This window comes from Sphaerisporangium krabiense, from assembly GCF_014200435.1.
Lineage (GTDB): Bacteria > Actinomycetota > Actinomycetes > Streptosporangiales > Streptosporangiaceae > Sphaerisporangium > Sphaerisporangium krabiense.
Genome location: NZ_JACHBR010000001.1, coordinates 5,407,124 through 5,428,461, shown reverse-complemented (window position 1 = coordinate 5,428,461; position 21,338 = coordinate 5,407,124). Strand labels below are relative to the sequence as shown.

The window sequence follows — 21,338 nt, the reverse complement described above, 5'->3', positions numbered from 1 at the left end:
CCGAGGGAGCGATCACATACGATCGGATTTCCTATATGTCGATGCCGGCGTCGGACGCCGCCCAACACGAGGAGACACCGCGTGGACGACTTCCGGCCGGCGACGACCGCGGAGCACCTGCTGTGGCTGCTGGCGCAGCACGGCGTCGAGCACCTGTTCCTGAACCCGGGGACCGACTCGGCGCCCCTGCAGGAGGCCGCCGCCACGCTGGAGAAGGCGGGCGTGACGATCCCCGGCATCGTCACCTGCTCCTTCGAGTCGGTCGCGCTGGCGGCCGCGCACGGGTACTGGCAGGTCACCCGCCGCCCGCAGTGCGTGTTCGTCCACGTGGACGTCGGCACGCAGAACCTCGGCGCGATGATGCACAACGCCCTGCGCGACCGGGCCGGTGTGATCGTCATCGCCGGGAAGACGCCCTACGGCGAGGAGCCCGACGCCCCGGGTGGCCGGTCCACCCCGATCCACTGGCTGCAGGACGTGCCCGACCAGGCCGGGACCGTCCGCGCGTACGCCAAATGGGTGACCGAGATCACCCGGCCCCAGATGCTGGCCCGGGCGATCGGGCGCGCCGTGCAGGTCGCGGCGGGCGGGCTGCCCGGCCCCGCCTACCTGATGGTCTCGCGCGACGTGCTGATGGACCCGCCCGCCCGCGAGCCCGGCCGCACCACCGGCTACGCCGTCCCCCGGCCTCCCGCGGCCGACGCCGAGACCGTGCGGTGGATCGCCGAGCGGCTGGTGGCGGCCGAGCGCCCCCTGCTGATCACCGCCAAGACCGGCAGGCGCCCCGACGGCTTCCGCGCCGTCACCCGCCTCGCGGACCTCGCGGGCGTGCGCGTCGTCGACCTGGCCGAGAGCGGGTGCGTCAACATCTCGACCTCCCATCCGATGAACGTGCTCTCGGCCGCGGACGCGCGGCGGGCCGTCGAGGAGGCCGACCTCATCCTCGTCGCCGACGCCGACGTGCCGTGGATCCCCAAGGTCACCCGTCCCCGGGACGACGCCACGATCGTGCACATCGACGCCGACCCGCTGAAGACCGACATGCCGCTGTGGACGTTCCCGGTGGACCTCGCGGTGACCGCCGACGGCGCCACCGCCCTCGACCAGATCGCCGTGCGGCTGGAGGAGCTCGGGCTCACCCCGGCCGACGACCGGCCCGGCCTCGCCGCCGACGCCTCCTCCGGCGCCGGCGCGCCCCCGCCGTCCGCCGCCCCCCGCCCGGCCGGCGGCCACATCACCGTCGAGGAGGTGTTCACCGCGCTCAACGAGGTGCTCGTCCCTCAGGACCTGGTGGTCGAGGAGGCCGTGACCAGCGCGGGGGCCCTGCACGAGACCCTGCACCGCACCCTGCCCGGCACCATGTACGGCGCGGGGACGCCCGGCCTGGGCTGGGGCCTGGCCGGGGCGGTCGGCGTCCGCATGGCCTCGCCGGGCAGCCGGGTCGTGACCGTGGTCGGCGACGGCAGCTTCATGTTCGGCGTGCCCACGGCGGCGCTGTGCCTGGCCGCCGAGGCGAACGCCCCGATCATGGCCGTGGTGGTGAACAACAACGGGTACCGCGCGAGCAGGCTGCCGGTCTTCGAGCTGTTCCCCGAGGGCCTGTCCGCCGCCCGGGGCGACGCCGAGGGCACCCGGTTCGCCGCGCCGCCCGACTTCGCGGCGGTCGCCCGCGCCTGCCACGCCCACGGCGAGACCGTCACGGCCCTCGCCGAGCTGGTCCCCGCGCTGCGCCGGGGGCTGCAGTCGGTGGAGTCGGGCCGCTCCGCGGTGATCGACGTCCGCGTCCTGCCCGACTAGGCCGGCGGGGCGCACGCCCGGGACGAGACTCCCGGACGCGCACCCCGCCCCCGAAACGCCACCTCGACGACGCTGCCACCCGATGACAACGCCGCCCGATGACAACGCCACCGGAACGACGGGGTCACCTGATCGGTGTCACCGCGCCCGCGGTGTCACCTCATCCGCGGCCGCCTCGCCCACGTTGACGCGTCTCCCCACGCGCCGATCGTCGGCGAGGTCGTCCTGCCGTCGCGCCGCCCGCTCCAGCGCGCGGAAGACGCGCTCGCGCCGGCGGAGCAGCCTGGCGGGGTTCCTCGCCAGGCTTCCCTTCAGGTACACCACGTTCGTCGCCGACGCCCCGAGGCCCCCCACCTCGGGCAGCCGGATGACGGCCAGATCCTCGGCGTGCGCGAGCACCCGGCTTCCCGCCGCGTGACCGAGCCCGCTGATCTCGAAGCTCATCACCCCCGCCCGGCAGGCGAACGCGACCTTCATCCCCTTCCCTGTGCACTGGACGGGCACGGCCTTCCCCAACAGCCTTTCCCGCGTCGTCAGACCCGCCTCCAACGTGATCCGCATCGCCCGGTCCGGAGCGAGGGGGAACTCCTCGCAGACGCGCTCGCGCGCCGCCATCCCCTGGCGGTGAAGCCAGGAGACCAGGACTCCGAAGACGAGCGTGACCAGGAGGATGGCGATGGTCAACCCCTCCATAGCCGGCTCCTTGCCTGTGTCCGCGCCGTCCGGCCCCGGCATACGGCACGTACGTATGCCAAGAAAACCGGCAGGTTCGGACAAACCCTCCCTTTAGACATAAGGACCATATCCCCACGGATCATCTGCGGCGTCCACATCCGCGTCGGGTTTTCCGGGGACGCCCCCAGTACTAAGTACTGCCGGCGCCCGGCGCGCGAACACCGGTGAACCCAACGTGCGGAAACGCGGCCGGGCCGGGCGGCCCGGGCGGATCCTGACCGTGGCGTCCGACGGTAAGAAGCCTTACCGGTGAGGTTCTTCGATGAAATGCCCGAGCCTGGCGGCGATGCCCGACCGCTGTTCGACGCCGAGTTTCCGCAGTATCCGCGAGACGTGGCCTTTGATGGTCGATTCGGTGACGAAAACACGGGCGGCGATCTCCTTGTTCGTCATCCCTCCCCTGGCGATGAGGAAGGCGATCTCCCGCTCCTTGGAGGACAGCGAGTTGAGCAGGTTCTCCTCGTGCAGCGAGGGGCGGGCGATGATGTCCATCGTCTCGGTCTGCCCCTGCTCGCACCGCCGCCTGAGCCTGCGGACCCGGCCGAGCAGCGGCGACCCCTCCAGCGCGGCGGCCTCCTCCAGCTCGCAGATCCCGGCGTGCAGGGCGGCGAGGATGGCCGACACGTCCTGCACCACGTCCATCACGGTGGGCGGCCCCGTCTCGGAACCGGCCCCCGGCACGGCGAGTTCGTCGCGGTCCAGCGCGTCCTCGCGCTCCCGGGCGAGCACGGTCGCCACCGACCGCGCCGTCCACTCGAACGCGCGCACGTGCTCGCCGCTGTAGACCCCCGCCTTGTACGACTGCATCGACGCCAGCCCGATGACGGCCAGCCCGCCGTCGCGCCGTTCGAAGAGGGGGATCGTGACGGCGTCCGCCGAGGCGCGCCTCTCGTCGCCGAACGCGGCCCCGTTGTGCAGCAGGGCGCCGTTGTCCTCGGCGAAGGTGTACGCGCGCCGGTGCCGGAGAATCCAGGCCGCCTGCCCCTTCGGCCCGTAGCCGGACACCTCCGGAGGGACGTACTGCTTCACGGGCAGCGTCACGTCGAAGGTGTAAGGATATACGATTTTCCGGTTGTCCCGGTAAAAGCCAACATAGAACGCGTCTACCGTGCAGACCGTGCTCATGGCGAAGCGCCAGTAGTCGAACAGCGCATAGTGATCGCCCATGCGCGCGCGGATTCCGCGGTCGGCCTGGCTCAGCGCCGCGGCGACCTCCGGCGAGAACCCGGAGCGCGAACGAGGCACGGACACTCGTCCTCCCATGACTGACTGCGGCGCCGCCGAAACACGCGGTGCCCGCAAGGATCGGGCCCGGAGTGAGCCTTCCTGACTGGGCCCTGCCGTGTCATCATTTCATCGAATTTGGTTGCCATTAAGATATCCTTCACCTTCACCGTCGGCACACCACAGACACCCCCCAAAGCCACCACCACACCCCCTGCCTGCGGATATACGACGAAGACAGTGATTAGAACGCACCAATTCGCTCCGGAAACGAAAGGCTACGCTCCGCATGCGCTGACTCGATAATCCCGACCATGAGTCAAGGCCACCAGAGCCCAGCCGACCCGCCAGATCACGCCGTCGACGAGAGCTATCTTTTCGTCTCCGCCCCGCCCCTCCCCGACAGCACCGCCCCAGGCATACCGCCACGGCACCGGCCAGGGCCTCAACCCTGCGGAAGGAAAGGGCCTATCGGCTGGGGTTGTGTGAACCCACCCGTACCACGCCGTCGTGGTCACTCACCGCGCTCCCACCCATGGCCTCCCGGCCTCCGGCGTGAACCGACCCCACGCTCCCACCCATGGCTCCCCGCCTACAGCGGGCCCCGCCCCCGTCGCTTTCCTCCCGCCCTCCTGGTCCGAGCGGTCAGCAGATCAGCCCAAGACGAGCTCGAAGGATCGGGAAGCGGGCTCCCCCACACGCCGCAGCCGGGCACAGTACCCCCTACCCCGAGAAGCGCCACTTCTGTCCCCGCAGGCGCAAGCACCGCTGTCACCGCCGTAGACCGTGAGCACCGCTCATGCCACGCACGCCCGGCCCCTCCGATCGGACAGGCCGGGCCACCCTTCCATCGCCGCAGACCGGGCCGCCCTTCCGATCACCGCAGACCGGGCCGCCCTTCCGATCACCGCAGACCGGGCCGTCCTTCCATCGCCGGAGGCCGGGCCGTCCTTCCATCGCCGCAGACCGGGCCGCCCTTCCGATCACCGCAGACCGGGCCGTCCTTCCATCGCCGGAGGCCGGGCCGTCCTTCCATCGCCGCAGACCGGGCCGCCCTTCCGATCGCCGGAGGCCGGCAGTTCATGGGTGGGAGCGCGGTGAGCCACCACGACGGGGCGGTACGGGTGGGATCACACAACCCCAGCCGACAAACCCTCCCCCCTCCACACAAGACGAACTCGCAGAGATCGCCGGGCGGCATCGCCGCAGGCCGCGCATACCACCAGCTACTTCCCATGGAGAAGCGCCGACCTGCCGCCGCAAACCCCGGCCTCTCGTCCCTTACAGACCGGGCCATCCTTCCGATCGCCGGAGGCCGGCAGTTCATGGGTGGGAGCGCGGTGAGCCACCACGACGGCGCGGTACGGGTGGGATCACACAACCCCAGCCGGCAGATTCTCCTCCCTGCATGCAAGACGAACTCCAAGAGGTCACGGGGGGATCGCCGCAGGCCGCGCGCCACCGGCCGCCTCCCGCGGGAAACCTCATCCCGCCGCCGCGAACCCGGACTCTCCCCCCGCACCAGCCGCGCCGCGCTGCCTGTCGGCGAAGGTACGCAGTTCATGGGTGGGGGCGCGGTGATCCCCAGGATCCGCGAGCCGGGGGCAGGGGCAGGGGCGGCGCCGGGCCGGCGCCGAGCGGCCCTTGGGGGAGCGGGTACGTCGTCATGTCCCGGCTGTCGGAGCCGGGGCCGGGAAGCTTGGTCAGGTGGCTGTCCGAAAGGAGGTCGGGGCAGTGGATATATCGCTGTTCAGCGGGGCTCACTCCCGCCACAATGATCCGGTGAGCATTCGCGTGGCCGCCGTCGGCGAACTCCCCGTGCTTCAGGACATCGAGCGTGCCGCCGGGCGGCTCTTCCGCGAGATCGGCATGCCGTCGGTCGCCGAGGACGAGCCGCTCTCCCTGGAGGTCCTCGCCGGGTACCAGGGGGCGGGGCGGGCGTGGGTGCGGCCCGACGCCGAGGATCGTCCCCTCGCCTACCTCATCGCCGAGGTCGTGGACGGCAACCTGCATCTGGCGCAGGTCTCGGTCCATCCGGACGCGGCGCGCCGGGGTCTCGGGCGCGCGCTCATCGACCACGCCGCCGCCTACGCGCGGGCCGAGCGGTTCCCGGCGCTCACGCTGATCACCTTCGCGCGGGTGCCGTGGAACGCGCCCTACTACGAGCGCTGCGGGTTCTGGTCCCTGGACGAGGGCGAGCTGACCCCCGGCCTGCGGGCGCTGCGCCGTCAGGAGGCCGCGCAGGGGCTGGACCGATGGCCGCGCGTGTGCATGCGCCGCGATCTTTGATGGACCACCCCGGATTTCAGCCCGCGATATACCGACTTTTCAGACCATTTCATTACTGCACGCACCGGAGCCGTCCCGAGCGCCGACCACCGCGCATAAGCAACCGGCGGCACTCCCCCACCGCGCGACGCCCGCACGCACGTCTTTTCACGCGCGAAAGCCCCTGATCACCCCCGCGCCGCACGCTCCGGCCGCATATGCTGGACCCCGTGAGAAATCGTTCACGGTCACGTATCTAAAACCGGTTCCCCTTATATGGGGACCGGAGACACCTGGGCTCCGCCTGCCGTGAAACCGGCTCCCATTCGACGGGGGAGGACGGGAACGCCGGTCGGCCGCGGAGGCCCGCGCGGCGCCGTCCGCGCGCCCGCCGGCGCGCCCGCGACGCCGTCGCGCACTCCCGTCGACCCGGAGGAGATCCGTGACCTCAGCTCTCCCCTCCGCCACCCCGGAAGGCCCGCGTCCCGTGCCGCCGCCCGGCCGGGCCCCCGCCGAGCCCGCCCACACCCCGCAGTCGCGGCGCGAGGGCCTGCAGGAGTTCCTCCGCGTCTTCGACCGGATCCGGATCCGCCCCACCCGGCGGGGCGGCGACATCCCCCTGCCGGTCCTGTGGGTGACCGGCCCTTGGGAGGCGACCTCGGCGCTGGCCGACGCCCTTGAGGAACGGTGCGCGGGCACCCCGCACACCGTGCCGGCCCCGGCCCAGGACCCGCCCGGCGAGGGCTCCGCTCCCCCGTACGCCGCGCTGGCGTCCCAGCTCTACGACGCGACCAAGCACCTCGCCGAGCACGCCGCGCCCGGCGAGGCCCACCTGCGCTTCCCGCTGTTCGCGCAGGTGCAGTGGCTGCTCGGCCTGCACGTGACCGAGGAGGGCCACGAGCTGCGCGACGGCGTGCGGCGGGCGATGAACCAGCGGCGCAGGCAGATCAAGACGGGCACCGAGCAGGAGCGCAGGTCGTTCTGGAAGAACGTCCGTGCGTACGCGGAGGGGCCGTTGCCGGCGTGGGCCGCCGCCACGGCGATCCTCAGCGCGGGCTGGGCCGACCAGCTCACCACCTTGTTCGGCCTGTGCGCCCTGCTGGCGGGCCCGGTCATCGGCTCCTTCCACGTCCTGTTGCTGTCGCGCACGTGGGCGGGACGGCGGCGGTACATGTGGTTCCTGCGCCAGCCGTACCTCATGCCGGAGAACCGCCGCAACCAGCCCCGCGACCTGACCGGCTTCGCCGTGCGCCTGCTGGCCGCCCGCGACGGCGCGGCGGCGGCCGAGCCGCGCAGGTCCCGCGAGGCCGCGCAGGCGAACGCCGAGATCGAGCGCCTCCTGGTCAACGCCTTCCTTGAGGATCTGCGCCAGGGGTTCGAGCGGCGGCTGTGGCAGGTCTGGCGGCGGGTCGCCTGGGCCCGCACGTCCTATCCGGTGATGCTGGTGAACGGCGGCGACCTCCGCCTGGTGTCGCGGATCGAGGAGGTGCGCGGCGCCACGCGCCAGGCCGACCCCCTGCTCGTGGTCGTGACCGACGCGGGCGAGCGGCCCGGATCGGCTCCCCGGCCCGGCGTGCTGGCCGGACGTCCCGACACCGCCGAGGAGTTGTGGGACCGGTGGGGCGCCGAGCTGGCCAGGGACCGCGCACTCGGATCCGTCCGCGACCTGCGGATCGAGCTGGAGGCCGAGGACGAGCAGGCCGTGGCCAAGGCCAACTCCCTCCCCGTGTACCGCAGGCCGCGCCCCCTGCTCGCCCACCCGCTCATCCCCTGGATCGCGGTCACGGCGCTGATCGCCGTCTCGCTGGTGCGGGTGCTGGCGACCGCCACCGCGACCTGCGGTCCCGGCATCTGGCGGACCTCCACGGGCGAGTGCGTGGGGGTGAGCGAGGGCGGGTTCGACTTCGCGCCCCACCTGGCGCCCGTGCTCGGGCTGATCGACCTGCAGAACCGGACGATCCTCGCCTCCGGCCACCCGTACGCGACCGTGGTCTACTTCGGGAAGATGACGACCTCGGGCAGCTCGCAGGCCGGCGCCTACGATCCGCTGACCGACATCCACGGCGAGCTCGCCGGGATCGCCCTGGCCCAGGGCCGGCTCATCGAGAACAACACCGACGGGAGCCTGCTGCAGATGCGGGTGCTCCTGGCCAACGCGGGCGCCGACTTCCGGTACGCGCAGGACGTCGCCCGCGAGACGGTGCGCAAGGCCGAGGAGGATCCCACGGTCATCGGCGTGATCGGGCTCGGCGAGAGCAGGACGCACGTCCGCGCGGCGATCGAGGAGCTGGGCAGGAAGGCACTGCCCGTGATCAGCACGACGGCGACGTTCGACGACCTGGACCTGCGCGTGCGGGACGGCAGGCGCGTCCCGTCGTTCTTCCCGCTGGCCCCGCCCAACAGCAGGCTCGCCGCCGTCGCGGCGGGCTGGGCGCACGCGGGCGTTCCGGAGCGGAAGGTGCGGGGAGCCGGGACGGCGAAGGTGTTCATCGACAGCACCACGACCGACCTGATCGGCACGGACCTCGGCGCGAAGTTCGTCGCCGCCTTCGGACCGGGGGCCGAGCCCGTCCGGTACCACCACGCGCGGGACTTCCCCGCGCTCGTCACCAAGGCGTGCGGCCAGAAGACCCAGCCCGACCTGATGTACTACGCGGGGCGTACGGCGCAGTTCGGGGCGTTCGTCACGGCGATCGGGCAGTCCCAGTGCCACGGACTGACCATCCTGGCCAACGACGACGTCACCCAGTACGTCAACGACCACGCCCCCGAACTGGGCGGCAACGAGCGCGTGCGGGTGATGTACGTCGCGCTCGCGCCGCCGAGCGCGACCCGCGACCAGCAGCGGATCTTCCCGCCGGAGTACAAGACGGACTTCTACCGGCGGCTGGACGGGCTCACCGCCACGCTGCGCCTGACCGGCCTTCCGAGGACGCAGCTTCCCTCGCCGGAGTACGCGGTGCAGGCGCAGGACGCCGCGGTGGCGCTCATGGCCGCCGCTCAGGAGGCCTTCGCCGGGCAGGGCGTCACCGCCGCGCCGGGCGGCCCGCCTCCCGTGGTGGACCGGGGCGGCGTGCTGCTGGCGCTGGAGAACCTCCAGGAGATCGACGGCGACAGCGGCCTGGTCAAGCTGCACGGCGCCGCCGACCGGCGGCACGCCAAGGACCGTCCGATCCTGCTGGTGGCGCTCGACCCGGACGGCCGCCAGGTGGTGGTACGCCAGTGCGGCAAGCTGTACGCCAAGCAGCCGGCGGCGGCGCACTGCCCCGAGCCGTGACGCCGTGCCGGCCGTGGTCAGATCTGGCCGCTGACGGTGGTGCCCTCGCCCACCACGCTGTTGATCGTCAGGACGCCGCCGACCTGGCTGAACCGCAGCTTCATCAGGTCCATGCCGCGGCCGGTGCGCCCGGGAGGGAACCCGATGCCGTTGTCGCTGACGGTGAGCCGGAGGCCGGACCCGCCCGTGGTGAGCGCGATCGACACGGTGTGCGCGCCGCTGTGCCGCTCGACGTTGGTCAGGGCCTCGATCACCACCGCGTAGACGGCGTCGGCGACCGGCCCGGTGACGCGGTCCTTGGGCATCGCCCAGACCTCGACGGTGATGCCGGTGCGCTCCGACCACTCCGTCAGGTAGTCCTCTATCGCCCGCGCCAGACTTCGCTTTCCGCGCATGGCCAGCTCTTCGTACAACTTCCCACCCTCCCGGCGCACCGCTCCGGCGACGTGATTCCGGTCCCCACCCGTGCGCCCCGCTCGATGATCGGGGCGACGCTACCGGCGCGCGCTTGAAGAGCGGTTGTACCTGAATGGGACAGTGATGGGACGACCCCGGGCGAGGCGTCCGACCCAAGCCCACCCACCGTGTATATGCCCGAAACCCTCGACTGCCACGCTACCCGCAGGTAGGGGACGACGCGTCGAGGAGCCGGGTGATACCTGATTTGCTTGGGATTGCCGTATGGAAAATATGGTGAAGCGTCATTCTTTGCCAGTCTTGTCCAGACTGTCCATTTTATTGAGCTTGGCGAGGTAGGCGTTATAGGCGTCCAACGCGGCGTCGCCGGTGCCGCCCACCTTCGCGGCGCGCGCGTCGGCGCGGCGGTCGGCGCGCCGGGCCGTGCGGTCCTCGTCCCGGTACCACTGGAAGGCCAGCGCGATGAGGACGATCAGCGTGGGGATCTCGCCGAAGGCCCAGGCGATGCCGCCGCCCGTGCTCTGGTCGGTCAGCCCCGACGTCCCCCAGGTGCGGCCGAGCTGGTCGTACCACTCGGCGGCGATCACGGTGCCCATGTTCATCAGCGCGATGCCGAAGAACGCGTGGAACGGCATGGTCACGAACAGCAGCAGCAGCCGCCCGACGTAGGGCAGCCGGGTGGGCGCGGGGTCCACGCCGATGATCACCCAGAAGAACAGGCAGCCGCTGAGCAGGAAGTGCAGCGTCATCGCGATGTGGCCGAGGTGCTCCTCCATGGCCGAGGTGAACAGCGGCGTGAAGTACAGCATGTAGGTGGAGGTCACGAAGAGGATCGTGGCGACGGCCGGATGGGTGACGACCTTGGTGATCCTGCTGTGGAGGATCGCCATGATCCACTCACGCGGGCCGCGGTCGCCGCGCCGCGCGGCGGGCTTCAGCGCGCGCAGCGCCAGCGTCACCGGGGCTCCGAGCACCAGGAAGATCGGCACCAGCATGGAGAGGACCATGTGCTCGGCCATGTGCACGCTGAACAGCACCGGCGCGTACCGGGCGACGCCGCTCTGCGTGGCCAGCACCAGCAGGAGCACGCCCACGCCCCAGCTGATCGTGCGGCCCACCGGCCAGCGGTCGCCGCGGCGGGCCAGCCGGGCCACCCCCGCGCCGTACAACCCCGCCAGCACGACGGCGATCACCGCGAAGAACAGGTCGAACCACCACAGGGTCACGAGATTGGCCACCGAGACCGGCGGCGGCATCACATAGCCGAGCAGCTCGAACGCCCGGTCCAGAGGCTGGTCGAGCAGCGGCGGCGGCGCGGTGCGCGAGAGGGCGACCGCCAGGCCCACGGCCAGCAGCATGATCAGGCCCTCGGCCCCCGCGAGCCGGACGAAGGCGCCGGGCCTGCCCGCGGACAGCTCGGGCAGCGTGCGGCGGCGGTGCCACCATCCGAGCACCCCGAGGACGGTGAAGGCGACGGCCTTGGCCACGAGGATCAGCCCGTAGGAGGTGGTGAACAGCTCCGCGACGGAGGTCAGGCGGGCCAGCGCGCTGAACAGGCCGGAAAGGCCGGTGCCGATGAAGCACCACAGCGCCATGCGCGAGAAGCGGCCGGCGGCCAGGTCCAGGTGCGGCGCGCCGCGCAGGGCGTGGGCGCACAGCAACAGCAGCCCGCCCACCCACAGCGACAGCACCGCCAGGTGCAGGGCGACGCCGGTCGTGGCGAGGCTGTGGTTGGGCGCGGAGGAGGAGTGGCCGGTGAGCGCGGGGGGCATGAGCGTGGCCAGCGCCAGCACCAGCAGGCCGCCCGAGGCGCCCGTGGTGATCGCGCCGCGCGAGAACAACGCGATGGCGGTGCCGAACAGCACCACGAGCGTGAGCGAGATGCCCTGTGGGACCTGGCTGGCGTAGCTGGTGAGCTCGTTGCCGCCGAGCGCCTCGGCGACGGGGATGCCGAGGGTCTCCGACAGGCTGAACACCAGCGACGAGGCGGCGGCGAGCGCCCACAGCAGCGCCGTCCACGCCGCGGCCCGCACGTAGACCTGGGCGGGCTTGCTCAGCAGCCCCTTGTCGCTGGGCAGGAAGACGGTGGCGGTGAGCAGCAGGCCGACGGTCAGCACGCCGGCGACGTCCATGGTCAGCTTGGAGACGGGCAGCGCCCAGCGGGTGAGGGTGCCCTCGTCGGGCAGGCCGGGGATGATGCGGGGGGTGGCCGCACCGCCGGCGACCATGGCGGCGACCAGGCCCGCGAGCGCCGCGCACACCCCTGCGACGGCGAGGCGGACCGCTCTGCTCACGACTTCTTCCGCAGGCTGATCGCCGTGCCGATGCCGACGCCGGCGACGCCGAAGACGGCGATCCACAGCCAGGCGGGGACGCCGGAGCCCTTGTCGTCCTGCGCGGCCTGGTCGGCCACCGGGGTCGGGGTGAAGGGCGGCGGCGAGCTCGTCACGGGCGCGGGCTGCTCGGGCGAGGCCGGCGCCGTGGAGGACTCCGAGGTCGTGGGCGTCGGGGAGGCGGCGGGGGCCTTCACGGTGAAGGGGATCTCCCCCTCGATGGGGTGGCCGTCGACCGAGACCACGCGCCAGGCGATGACGTACTTCCCGGAGGGCAGCGCGCCGGAGACCTTCTGCGTGACCGTCGCGCCGTCGAGCTTCGCCTTGCCGTCCTGGTGGGCGCGGCCGTCGGCGTCGCGGACCAGCACGACGGGGAACTTCACGCTCTCGGTGAAGGTGAGCGTCACCCCCTCCAGGGTCTCGACCGTGGAGCCCTTCTTGGGGTCGCTGCTCTTCAGGGCCGTGTGCGCCAGCGCCGGCGAGGCCAGGGCGGTGCCGAGCACGAGGGCGGCGAGGAGCGCGAGCGCGGCGGCGAGCGGAGAAGTCCTCATAATGCCCTAAGGCTATCCAGGCACCAGGTCGGTCCCTACCACAACTCACCCCTAGTGGGGGAGCACGGCCCGGTCGGCCCCGGAAAAGCGGCGTCCTCGCGGGGACGGCGCCCCGCGAGGACGTGAAGGACGTGCTCAGAGAGCCCGGTGGATCACAGGCCGACGCAGGCCAGGGCCTGCTGGTAGGCGGCCACACTGGCCTCGCCGTCCTCCATCCGCTCCAGGGCGGTCGCGGCGGTCAGCCAGCCCTCGGCCGTCTTGCGCGTCACCGGCGAGGTGGACAGCAGGTCCTCGGCGGCGACGAGCTCGGCGGCGGCCTCCTCCGTGCGCCCGAGCGAGAGCAGGGCGTTGCCGAGCACCAGGTGGGCGTCCGCGCGCACGGAACGGGGGCGCTCCTGGGCCAGCTCGTTGGCCCTGCGGGCGTACCCGGCGGCCTTGTCGGGGTTGTGGAGCGCCATCTCGACCTTGGCCAGCTCGACGGCGCAGCGGGCGCGGTCGGCGATGCTGCCCGAGCTCTCGGTCAGCTCGCGCTCGCCGCGCAGGAACAGGTCGCGGCACGCCTCGGCCTCCGCCGGGCTGGCCCGGAACCGCAGGACGGCGACGGCCAGCCGCAGCCGGGCGAGGTTGCGCGGCTCGGCGCCGTTCTCGGACTGGATGGCCAGGGCGCGTTCGCCGAAGGCGAGGGCCTCGGTGATGCGGCCGGTGCGCTCGGCGACGATGGCGGCGTTCCAGCAGGCGGCGACGGTGGCACGGGGGGTGCCGAGCATCTCGGCGGCCGACAGCAGTTCGGCGGCGAACTGCTCGGCCCTGAGCATGTCGTTGCGCAGCTCGTAGGCGGAGAGCAGCGTGGCCCCGAGCTCGACGAGGTCGTCGTTCCAGGCCGGGCGGGCCGGGCCGATGATCGCCTCCTCGCCGACGCGCACGGCGGCGGCGAGGTCGCCCGACTCGCGGTAGCAGCGGGAGAGCGCGATGGCGACGGCGATGGAACGGTCCGGAGGCAGCGGGTCGCTACCGGGCTCGCGCAGCCGGCACAGCACGGAGATCGCCCCGTCGAGGTCCCCGCACGCCTCGCTGGCCAGGGCGTAGCCGTACTCGGCCTCCTGGCGCAGGGAGATGAGGCCGGCGAGGCTGCCGTCCTCCAGCAGCTCGGCGTAGCGCCGCCGCGCCTCGGTGACCTCGCCGTTGTTGAGGGCGAGGCTGGCGTACCGCAGGCCGAGCTCCAGCTCCTGCATCTGCTCGGCGGTGACGCCGTTGATCAGATACGTCAGGGAGCAATCGAGCTTGGCCGCCAGCAGTTCCAGAACCGCCGCCGTCGGCGTACGCTTGCCACTCTCAATGAGTGACACATAACTGTCTGAGAGTTCAGGGTGCGCCAGTTGTGCTTGCGAAAGACCGCGCTGGCGACGAATCGTCTTGATTCGCTGGCCTATGAGATCTTGACCAGTCACTGGCACTCCTTGAAGATGTAAAGCCCCGACAACTGCCACGAACGGGAGTTCTCCATGCGTCGTCGCCGTCTCGCCCTCTCGGCCCTGAGCGTATGCTTCCTCGCCCTTCTGGGCGTCGGAGCCAATGCTATGACTGCCGAAGCTTCCACGTCTTCCCATCTCATGGCAAACGACTTCCCTTGCTGCTGATTTGTGACTCAACAGGCACGTAGCGCGAGAAACAGGTCAACCCTGTCCGCCATTGAGGACAGGTTCCGTCCTGTGAGTTCCTCGACCCGCTGAATGCGGTAGCGCACCGTGTTGACATGCACGTGCAACCGCGCCGCGCACCCGTTCCAGGAGCCGGCGCAGTCGAGAAACTCCGCAAGGGTACGGACCAGCTCCGACCGGTGACGCCGGTCGTACTCGAAAAGCGGATCCAAGATCCGCTGCGCGAACGATCGCCGCACCTCGTCGGGCACGGTGGCCAGCAGAAGATCACAGGTGTAGATCTCGTCGCTGGTCACCACCCCTCCACCTCGCGCCTCCGCAAGACGCCTCGCGTGAGCCGCCTCTTCCGCGCCCCCGCGGACGGCTCCGGGCCCGGTCAGGACGGCGCTCACGCCGACTGACACCCGCACCTGCCGGTCACCGGCCTGGAGCGTCGCCACTCCGTCCCTCAGCAGGCCCAAAACCGCGTGCACACTACGGTGCACATGCGATTGGTCTTGCAATTGCACGGTAAGTCGCACGGGCACCTCTGCGCCAGGCCTGTCCGCCGCTTTTTCTTTCTTCTCTCGTGCCTTCCTTGGTTCGTCCTCCCGCGCCCCGGAGTCGGAGAACGCCCGCAGCGGAACGATCGCGACGGCCCCCGCCAGGTCCACCCCTGTGTCCCCTGCCATGGTCCCCACCCTGGCCCCGCCCTGCACGGCGGCCACCACGCGGCGGGCCAGCGACTCCTCCACCACCCGCCCGCCCAGCTCGGCCGGGCCCGGCCCGTCCGCCGCGCCGGGGAGCGCCGCCGTCGCGGCGACCATGACGTACGGCTCCGCGGCGCCGATGCCACAGGTGCGCAGGCGCGCGGCCAGTTCGGCGGCGTCGGGCGCCGCGGAGCGGGCGAGCGCGACGAGCTGCCCCGCCAGCCGCCGTTCCACCCGTCGCCCCTCCTCGGCGCGGCCCCGCGCGAGCGCCGCGCAGGCCGCCAGTTCGAAGCCTACGTCCGCCCGGTCCAGCAGGTCGGCCCCGAGCACCAGCGCCCAGCCCGCCGCCCGGTGCGCGCGGTCCACCGCGAACAGCGTGTACGGCCCGCCCGGGGTGCGGGCCACGTGCGGCAGCCGGGGCGCGGCGAGGAACTCGCGGGCCAGCCGCGCCGCGAGCCCGCCGTCCAGGTCGCCGGCCACCACCGTGCCGGTCGCCGACACGACCGCGCCCTCGACGCCCAGCTCACGGCGGGTCAGCGCGCACAGCTCCTCCAGGCCGCCGCCCTCGGCGACGGCGGCGACGATGCGGCGGTGCAGGCCGAGCGCGCCGCGCGGGTCGGCGAGGCGCGCCTCCACCTTCTCCCCCAGCGTGCGGAACGAGGTCTCCTCCGGCACGTCGAGCAGCGGAAGGTCGTGGTCGCGGCACGCCTCGGCCAGGTCCCCCGGCACCTCGCCGAGCAGCGCACGCCCGGCGCCGAGCGCGGCGACCCCGGCGGCGGCGAGGGTCTCGACGAAGCGGCGCGAGTCGCCGGGCTCGCGCCGCCACATGAGCCCGGTGAGCACCAGTTCGCCACCGGACAGGTACCTGCCGGGGTCGGGCAGGTCGGTGATGTGCACTCCGGAGAACGGCCTGTCCAGATGGGCGGGATCCGACAGCAGGGTCAGCCCCAGCTCCCCCATGGCGATCAGCTCACGTATCCGCATCTGTCCAGGCTAACCAGGAGCTTTTGGAGAAACCTCCAAGTGACCCGCGCCCGCACGCGGGCGTTTCGCGGTCTGGTGCATAGGTCCGGCATCGCCCGGCTGATGTACTGCCTGTGTGACGCACACCGCCAGCGGCCGCGGCCAGGACCAGGGCATCGGGACGAGCGCGCCCCGCCCGGACGGCGCGCTCAAGGTCACCGGCGAGTTCGCCTACGCGTCCGACCTCTACCTCGCGGACATGCTCTGGGGCGCGACGCTGCGCTCCCCGCACCCCTCGGCGTGGATACGCGCGGTCGACATCGGCCCCGCGCTGGCCATGCCCGGCGTGCGCGCGGTGCTCACCCACGAGGACGTCCCCGGGCACAGGTTCTACGGCCTGGAGCACAGGGACCAGCCCGTGCTGGCCATCGACCAGGTCCGCCACCAGGGCGAACCCATCGTGATCGTCGCCGCCGACCATCCGGAGACCGCCCGGCGCGCGGCGGCGGCCGTCCGTGTGGAGTACGAGCCGCGCGAGGCCGTCACCGACGCGCGGCGCGCGCTGTTCGACCCCGGCTGCCCGGTGGTGGGGCCGGGCGGCAACGTCGTGCGCCACCAGCCGGTGCGGGTCGGCCGCGTGCCGGAACCGGGGACGCCCGGCGCCGCCGAGGTCGTGGTGACCGGCGAGTACGAGGTCGGCATGCAGGACCAGGCGTTCCTCGGCCCCGAGTCCGGGCTCGCCGTGCCGGCCGAGGACGGCGGGGTGGACCTCTACGTCGCGACGCAGTGGCTGCACGTCGACCAGGACCAGATCGCGCCGTGCCTGGGGCTGCCCAAGGAGAAGGTGCGGCTGGCGCTCGCCGGGGTGGGCGGCGCGTTCGGCGCCCGCGAGGACCTGTCCATGCAGGTCCACGCCGCCATGCTGGCCCTGCGCACCGGCCGGCCGGTCAAGATGGTGTACGGCCGTGAGGAGTCGTTCTTCGGGCACGTCCACCGGCACCCCGCGCGCCTGCGCTACGAGCACGGCGCCACCCGCGACGGCAGGCTGGTGCACGTCAGAGCCGAGATCGTCCTGGACGGGGGCGCGTACCGCTCCTCCTCCCCCGCCGTCGTCGGCAACGCCGCCTCGCTCGGCGTGGGCCCGTACGAGGTGCCCAACATCGAGATCGACGCCTACGGCGCCTACACCAACAACCCTCCGTGCGGGGCGATGCGCGGGTTCGGCGCGGTGCAGGCGTGCTACGCCTACGAGTCGCAGATGGACAGGCTCGCCGAGGCGTGCGGCCTGGACCCGGTGGAGATCCGGGTGCGCAACGCGGTCTCCCAGGGGTCGAGGCTGGCGACCGGCCAGGTCATCGACTCCCCCGCGCCGCTGGCGGCCATGCTGCGCGAGCTGGCCGCGATGCCGCTGCCCGCCGGAGACCGGCCCGCGGACCTGCGGGCGCTGCCCGGCGGGGTGGCCCAGACGACGCACGGCGAGGGGGTGCGCCGGGGCGTCGGGTACGGGGTGGGCATCAAGAACATCTGCTTCTCCGAGGGCTTCGACGATTACTCGACCGCCCGGGTGCGGCTGGAGCTGGCCGGCGACTCGCTGCACGTGCATGTGCACACTGCGGCGGCGGAGGTCGGGCAGGGACTCGTGACGCTGCAGGCGCAGATCGCCCGCACCGAGCTCGGCGTCGCGCGGGTGACCGTCGCCCCGGCCGACACCACGGTCGGCTCGGCGGGCTCCACCTCGGCCTCCCGGCAGTCGTACGTGACCGGCGGGGCGGTCAAGGCCGCGTGCGAGGCGGTGCGCGAACGCCTGGACGCGCTGCGCGCCGGCCGTCCCGAGCTCACGGCGGAGGAGCTGGTCGCGCGGTACGGGCCCATCGAGGAGACCCGCGAGTACCGCCACCGGCCCACCTTCCCCATGGACCCGGTCACCGGGCGGGGCGACTCCCACACCCAGCTCGCCCTGTGCGCGCACCGCGCCGTGGTCGACGTCGACGTGGAGCTGGGGCTGGTCAAGGTGGTGGAGCTGGCCGCCGTCCAGGACGTGGGCAAGATCCTCAACCGGTCGGCGCTGGAGGGGCAGATCCACGGCGGGACGGCCCAGGGGCTCGGGCTCGCGCTCATGGAGGAGATCCAGGTCCGCGACGGGCGGGTGCTCAACCCGTCCTTCACCGACTACCTGATCCCCACCATCCTGGACATGCCGCCCATGCGCCTGTCGATCCTGGAGAACCCCGACCCCCACGCGCCGTACGGCCTGCGCGGGGCCGGCGAGCCGCCCACCCTGTCCTCGACCCCGGCCATCGTCGCCGCCGTCCGCGCCGCCACGGGCCTGCCCCTCCCCCGCGTCCCGATCCGCCCGCACGACATCGCCCTGTCCTGACCCCCTGCCCGGCATCGCCGCGGGGCCGGGCCTTCCGGGTCCGGGGTCAGCCGTCGCCGCGCTCGCAGGCGACGCCGTCACCGTCGCGGTCCGGGTACCAGGCGTACTCCTCGTGGACGCCCTTGGTGTAGGGGCCGTAGCCCGCGGCGTTGGCGGCCTGGCAGGTCGGGAAGCGCGGGTCGGCGGTGCGGCGGCTCGTCGGGAGGGCGCCGAGGGCGCTCGGGGCCGGCGGCCGCCCGCCCGTGGCCGCCGGTCCGCCGACGGGCTGCGTGCCCGTGGCCCGCGCGGACGGCGCGCTGAGGTACGGGGTGCCTCCGGAGGTCGGCGCGATCGGCGCCCGGCCGCCGGAGGACGGCTGCCCGGGGGTCGTCCCCGGCGAGGCGGCGGGATCGCCCGGTCCGGTGGGCGCGCCGGTGGCCCCCGAGCCGGGGGCGCACGTCGCGGCGGGGTCGGGCGCGCCGGTCGCCGCGGGGTCGGTGACCCCGCCCCCCGGGGACGTCCCCTGACCGGCGCCGTTCAGGGGATCCTGCTGACCGGCGCCGTTCTGCGCGCCCTGACCCGTGCCGTTCGGAGGCACCTGGCCCGTGCCGTTCTGAGAACCCTGACCGGCGCCGTTCTGAGAACCCTGCCGGCCGGTGGTGCCGGGCGGGGGGACCTGGCCTGTGCCGCCCGACGGGGAGGTCTGGCCGGGGGCGTCCGGGGGCAGGTTGTAGGGCCGGCCGGTGTCCGGGACGCCGGTCGAACCGGGCGGGCATGTGGCCGCCGGGGCGCTGGGGGCGGCGCCATGGCCGAGGAGGCGGGCCACCATCGCGTCGGCGGCGTCCTTGGTCAGGCCGGAGATGCCGAAGCTGTCGCCGGTGAGCTTCTGGGCGACCCGCGGCGCCGTCACGACCCGGTCGCTCACCACGACGGCGAGCAGTTCGTTCAAGGAGTCCTCGGTGAGGGAGGCCAGCCGGTCGCGGCTCTCGGGCACGGGCACGACGCGGACGGAGTAGGACCCGTCGGCGTCGGCGACGGCCTCGACCTTCAGCACGGAGGTGACGGTGACGCCGGGGGCGAGCTGGTAGCAGGTGGTGCCCGCGTCGTCGAGCACGGCGTCCCCTCCCGGGCTCGGGCAGGGGGCGGGCCGGGTGCCGGTCACCGGGGCGAAGTGGATCGTGGTGGCCAGGCGGCTCGGCGCGGGCGCGCCTAAAGGACGGTCGGGCTGCCGGGTCATGAGCACGGCGATCGTGGCGACGACGCCGGTGACGATGACGACCACGACGAGCCCGGCGAGCAGGGCGACGGTGGTCGAGCGCGAGGCCCGCGGCGGACCCTGCGGGCCGGCGGGGGGCGAGGGATCGCCGGGCGCGGCGGGCCCGCCGGGTCCGGAGTGCCCGCCCGGCGGTGACGCGCCGTACCCCCCGGGGGGACCGCCCGCGCCGGGCACGCCCGCGCCGCCGATGGGCGCGCCGGGAGGATCCGGCGGCCCCTGTGACCGATCACCGTGATCGCCCGCCGCCGGATGATGACGCATCCACACCTCTGTGCCAGACATCGCAGGGCCGAGCCTATCGAGGGTCCCGGGTTCGGGCTAACCGCGCACGGGAGATCCCGCAGGCCGTTCTAGGCTGGAGGCATCCTGACAATCTGCCACGTACCAGGGCGGATTCCTGCCAACCTGCTCCGTGGTCCGCGCCCGGCAGGGCACGCAAAGTAGGAGAGGACCGGCCCGAAAGGGTCACCCCCGGCCTCGCGGACGTCCATGGCGCCGCCGGGACGGGTGGCAGCGGGGTCACGGCGGAAAGACGGCGCGAGCCGCGGCCGGATCCCCCCGAGGCCGCGGTCGCGAGGGCAGCACCAGACGAATCCCCCAGGGAGACAGGGCTCCCGGCGGCGGGCCGCGCGACCGGTCCCGCCGGCGCGGGCGCCCACGGAGTCAAGGAGGACTCATGAGAGTCGGCGTTCCCCGAGAGGTGAAGGATCAGGAGCACCGCGTGGCGCTCACCCCCGCGGGGGCGAACGAGCTGGTCAGGCATGGCCACCAGGTCTTCGTCGAGCAGGGCGCGGGCGAGGGCTCGTCCATCCACGACGGCGACTTCCGCGCCGCGGGCGCCACGATCCTCGGCTCGGCCGAGGAGGTCTGGAGCGAGGGCGACCTCATCCTCAAGGTCAAGGAACCCGTCCCCGGCGAGTACTCGATGCTGCGCGAGGGCCAGGTCCTGTTCACCTACCTGCACCTGGCCGCGTCGCGGAAGCTGACGCTGGCCATGGTGGAGTCGGGGGTGACCGGCATCGCCTACGAGACCGTGCAGCTCCCGAGCGGCGCGCTGCCGCTGCTCGCGCCCATGTCGGAGGTGGCCGGGCGCCTCGCCCCGCAGGTGGGGGCCTACCACCTGATGCGGCAGGGCGGCGGCAGAGGGGTGCTCATGGGGGGCGTGCCGGGGGTGTACCCGGCCAAGGTGGTCGTGCTGGGCGCCGGGGTGACCGGCATGAACGCGGCGACCATCGCGCTCGGCATGCAGGCCGAGGTGCTGCTGCTGGACAAGAACATGGAGCGGCTGCGTCAGATCGACACGATCTACCGGGGGCACCTGCGGACCGTCGCGTCCAACGCCTACGAGATCGAGCGCGCCGTGCTGGACGCCGACATGGTCATCGGGGCCGTGCTCGTGCCGGGGGCACGGGCGCCGAAGCTGGTCACCAACGACCTCGTCTCGCGGATGAAGGAGGGGGCCGTGCTGGTGGACATCTCGATCGACCAGGGCGGCTGCTTCGAGGACTCCCGTCCCACCACGCACGCGCACCCGACCTACCGGGTGCACGAGACGGTGTTCTACTGCGTGGCGAACATGCCGGGCGCGGTGCCGACGACCTCCACGTACGCGCTGACCAACGTCACCCTGCCCTACGTCCTGGCGATCGCCGACAAGGGCTGGCGGGACGCGCTGCGCGACGACCAGGCGCTCGGGCTCGGGCTGAACACGCACGCGGGGGTCCTCACCAGCCTTCCCGTCGGCGAGGCCCACGGCCTGGAGGCCGTGGACCCGTCCGCCATACTGCGCTGACG

At 72.8% G+C, this 21,338-nt stretch carries 13 protein-coding genes; 5 read left to right on the top strand and 8 right to left on the bottom strand.

Going from position 1 to position 21,338, the window contains the following annotated elements; all coding sequences use genetic code 11:
• Positions 1 to 81 precede the first annotated feature (81 nt).
• Positions 82 to 1,797, top strand: a complete 1,716-nt coding sequence (locus tag BJ981_RS23815) for a thiamine pyrophosphate-requiring protein (protein WP_184613902.1) — start codon at positions 82 to 84, stop codon at positions 1,795 to 1,797.
• Between the two features lie 138 nt (positions 1,798 to 1,935).
• Here the strand turns inward: BJ981_RS23815 and BJ981_RS23810 are convergent, their stop codons facing one another.
• Together BJ981_RS23810 and BJ981_RS39340 are read right to left on the bottom strand one after the other, a co-directional pair.
• Positions 1,936 to 2,490 carry a hypothetical protein gene (locus tag BJ981_RS23810; RefSeq protein WP_184613901.1) on the bottom strand — a complete coding sequence of 185 codons (555 nt, stop codon included), beginning with the start codon at positions 2,488 to 2,490 and terminating at the stop codon, positions 1,936 to 1,938.
• 285 nt (positions 2,491 to 2,775) lie between these two features.
• Entirely contained in the window at positions 2,776 to 3,783 is a 1,008-nt protein-coding gene (locus BJ981_RS39340) for a helix-turn-helix transcriptional regulator (protein WP_204069993.1), read from the bottom strand.
• A gap of 1,755 nt (positions 3,784 to 5,538) precedes the next feature.
• Here BJ981_RS39340 and BJ981_RS23800 point away from each other — a divergent pair.
• Positions 5,539 to 6,045: a GNAT family N-acetyltransferase gene (locus BJ981_RS23800; protein ID WP_204069994.1), complete on the top strand. Its 507-nt coding sequence runs from the start codon at positions 5,539 to 5,541 to the stop codon at positions 6,043 to 6,045.
• A 421-nt stretch (positions 6,046 to 6,466) separates the two neighbouring features.
• On the top strand, positions 6,467 to 9,301 hold the full coding sequence (locus BJ981_RS23795) for a type 1 periplasmic-binding domain-containing protein (RefSeq protein WP_184613898.1): 2,835 nt from the start codon (positions 6,467 to 6,469) through the stop codon (positions 9,299 to 9,301).
• Positions 9,302 to 9,318: 17 nt separating this feature from the next.
• Here the strand turns inward: BJ981_RS23795 and BJ981_RS23790 are convergent, their stop codons facing one another.
• The 5 genes from BJ981_RS23790 to BJ981_RS23765 form a co-directional block, all read right to left on the bottom strand.
• Positions 9,319 to 9,696: a sensor histidine kinase gene (locus tag BJ981_RS23790; RefSeq protein WP_184613896.1), complete on the bottom strand. Its 378-nt coding sequence runs from the start codon at positions 9,694 to 9,696 to the stop codon at positions 9,319 to 9,321.
• Positions 9,697 to 10,002: 306 nt separating this feature from the next.
• Positions 10,003 to 12,012: a bifunctional copper resistance protein CopD/cytochrome c oxidase assembly protein gene (locus tag BJ981_RS23785; RefSeq protein WP_239138981.1), complete on the bottom strand. Its 2,010-nt coding sequence runs from the start codon at positions 12,010 to 12,012 to the stop codon at positions 10,003 to 10,005.
• Positions 12,009 to 12,602 (bottom strand): copper resistance CopC family protein, encoded by a 594-nt coding sequence (locus BJ981_RS23780; RefSeq protein ID WP_184613894.1) that lies wholly within the window; start codon positions 12,600 to 12,602, stop codon positions 12,009 to 12,011. Before BJ981_RS23780 ends, BJ981_RS23785 begins: the two co-directional genes overlap by 4 nt.
• Positions 12,603 to 12,754: 152 nt before the next feature.
• Positions 12,755 to 14,050, bottom strand: coding sequence for a helix-turn-helix domain-containing protein (locus tag BJ981_RS23775; protein ID WP_204069995.1), 1,296 nt, complete (start codon positions 14,048 to 14,050; stop codon positions 12,755 to 12,757).
• Between the two features lie 197 nt (positions 14,051 to 14,247).
• Positions 14,248 to 15,933 carry a PucR family transcriptional regulator gene (locus BJ981_RS23765; RefSeq protein WP_239138982.1) on the bottom strand — a complete coding sequence of 562 codons (1,686 nt, stop codon included), beginning with the start codon at positions 15,931 to 15,933 and terminating at the stop codon, positions 14,248 to 14,250.
• Positions 15,934 to 16,048: 115 nt separating this feature from the next.
• Here BJ981_RS23765 and BJ981_RS23760 point away from each other — a divergent pair, with 115 nt between their 5' ends.
• Complete coding sequence (locus tag BJ981_RS23760) at positions 16,049 to 18,289, top strand: xanthine dehydrogenase family protein molybdopterin-binding subunit (RefSeq protein ID WP_184613890.1); 2,241 nt, start codon at positions 16,049 to 16,051, stop codon at positions 18,287 to 18,289.
• Positions 18,290 to 18,335: 46 nt separating this feature from the next.
• On the opposite strand, the gene BJ981_RS39335 is transcribed toward BJ981_RS23760, so the two are convergent.
• A complete protein-coding gene (locus tag BJ981_RS39335; RefSeq protein WP_184613888.1) occupies positions 18,336 to 19,805 on the bottom strand; it encodes an excalibur calcium-binding domain-containing protein in 1,470 nt (489 codons plus the stop codon).
• 415 nt (positions 19,806 to 20,220) lie between these two features.
• Here BJ981_RS39335 and ald point away from each other — a divergent pair, with 415 nt between their 5' ends.
• Positions 20,221 to 21,336 (top strand): alanine dehydrogenase, encoded by a 1,116-nt coding sequence (ald, locus tag BJ981_RS23750; protein ID WP_184613886.1) that lies wholly within the window; start codon positions 20,221 to 20,223, stop codon positions 21,334 to 21,336.
• Positions 21,337 to 21,338: the final 2 nt, after the last annotated feature.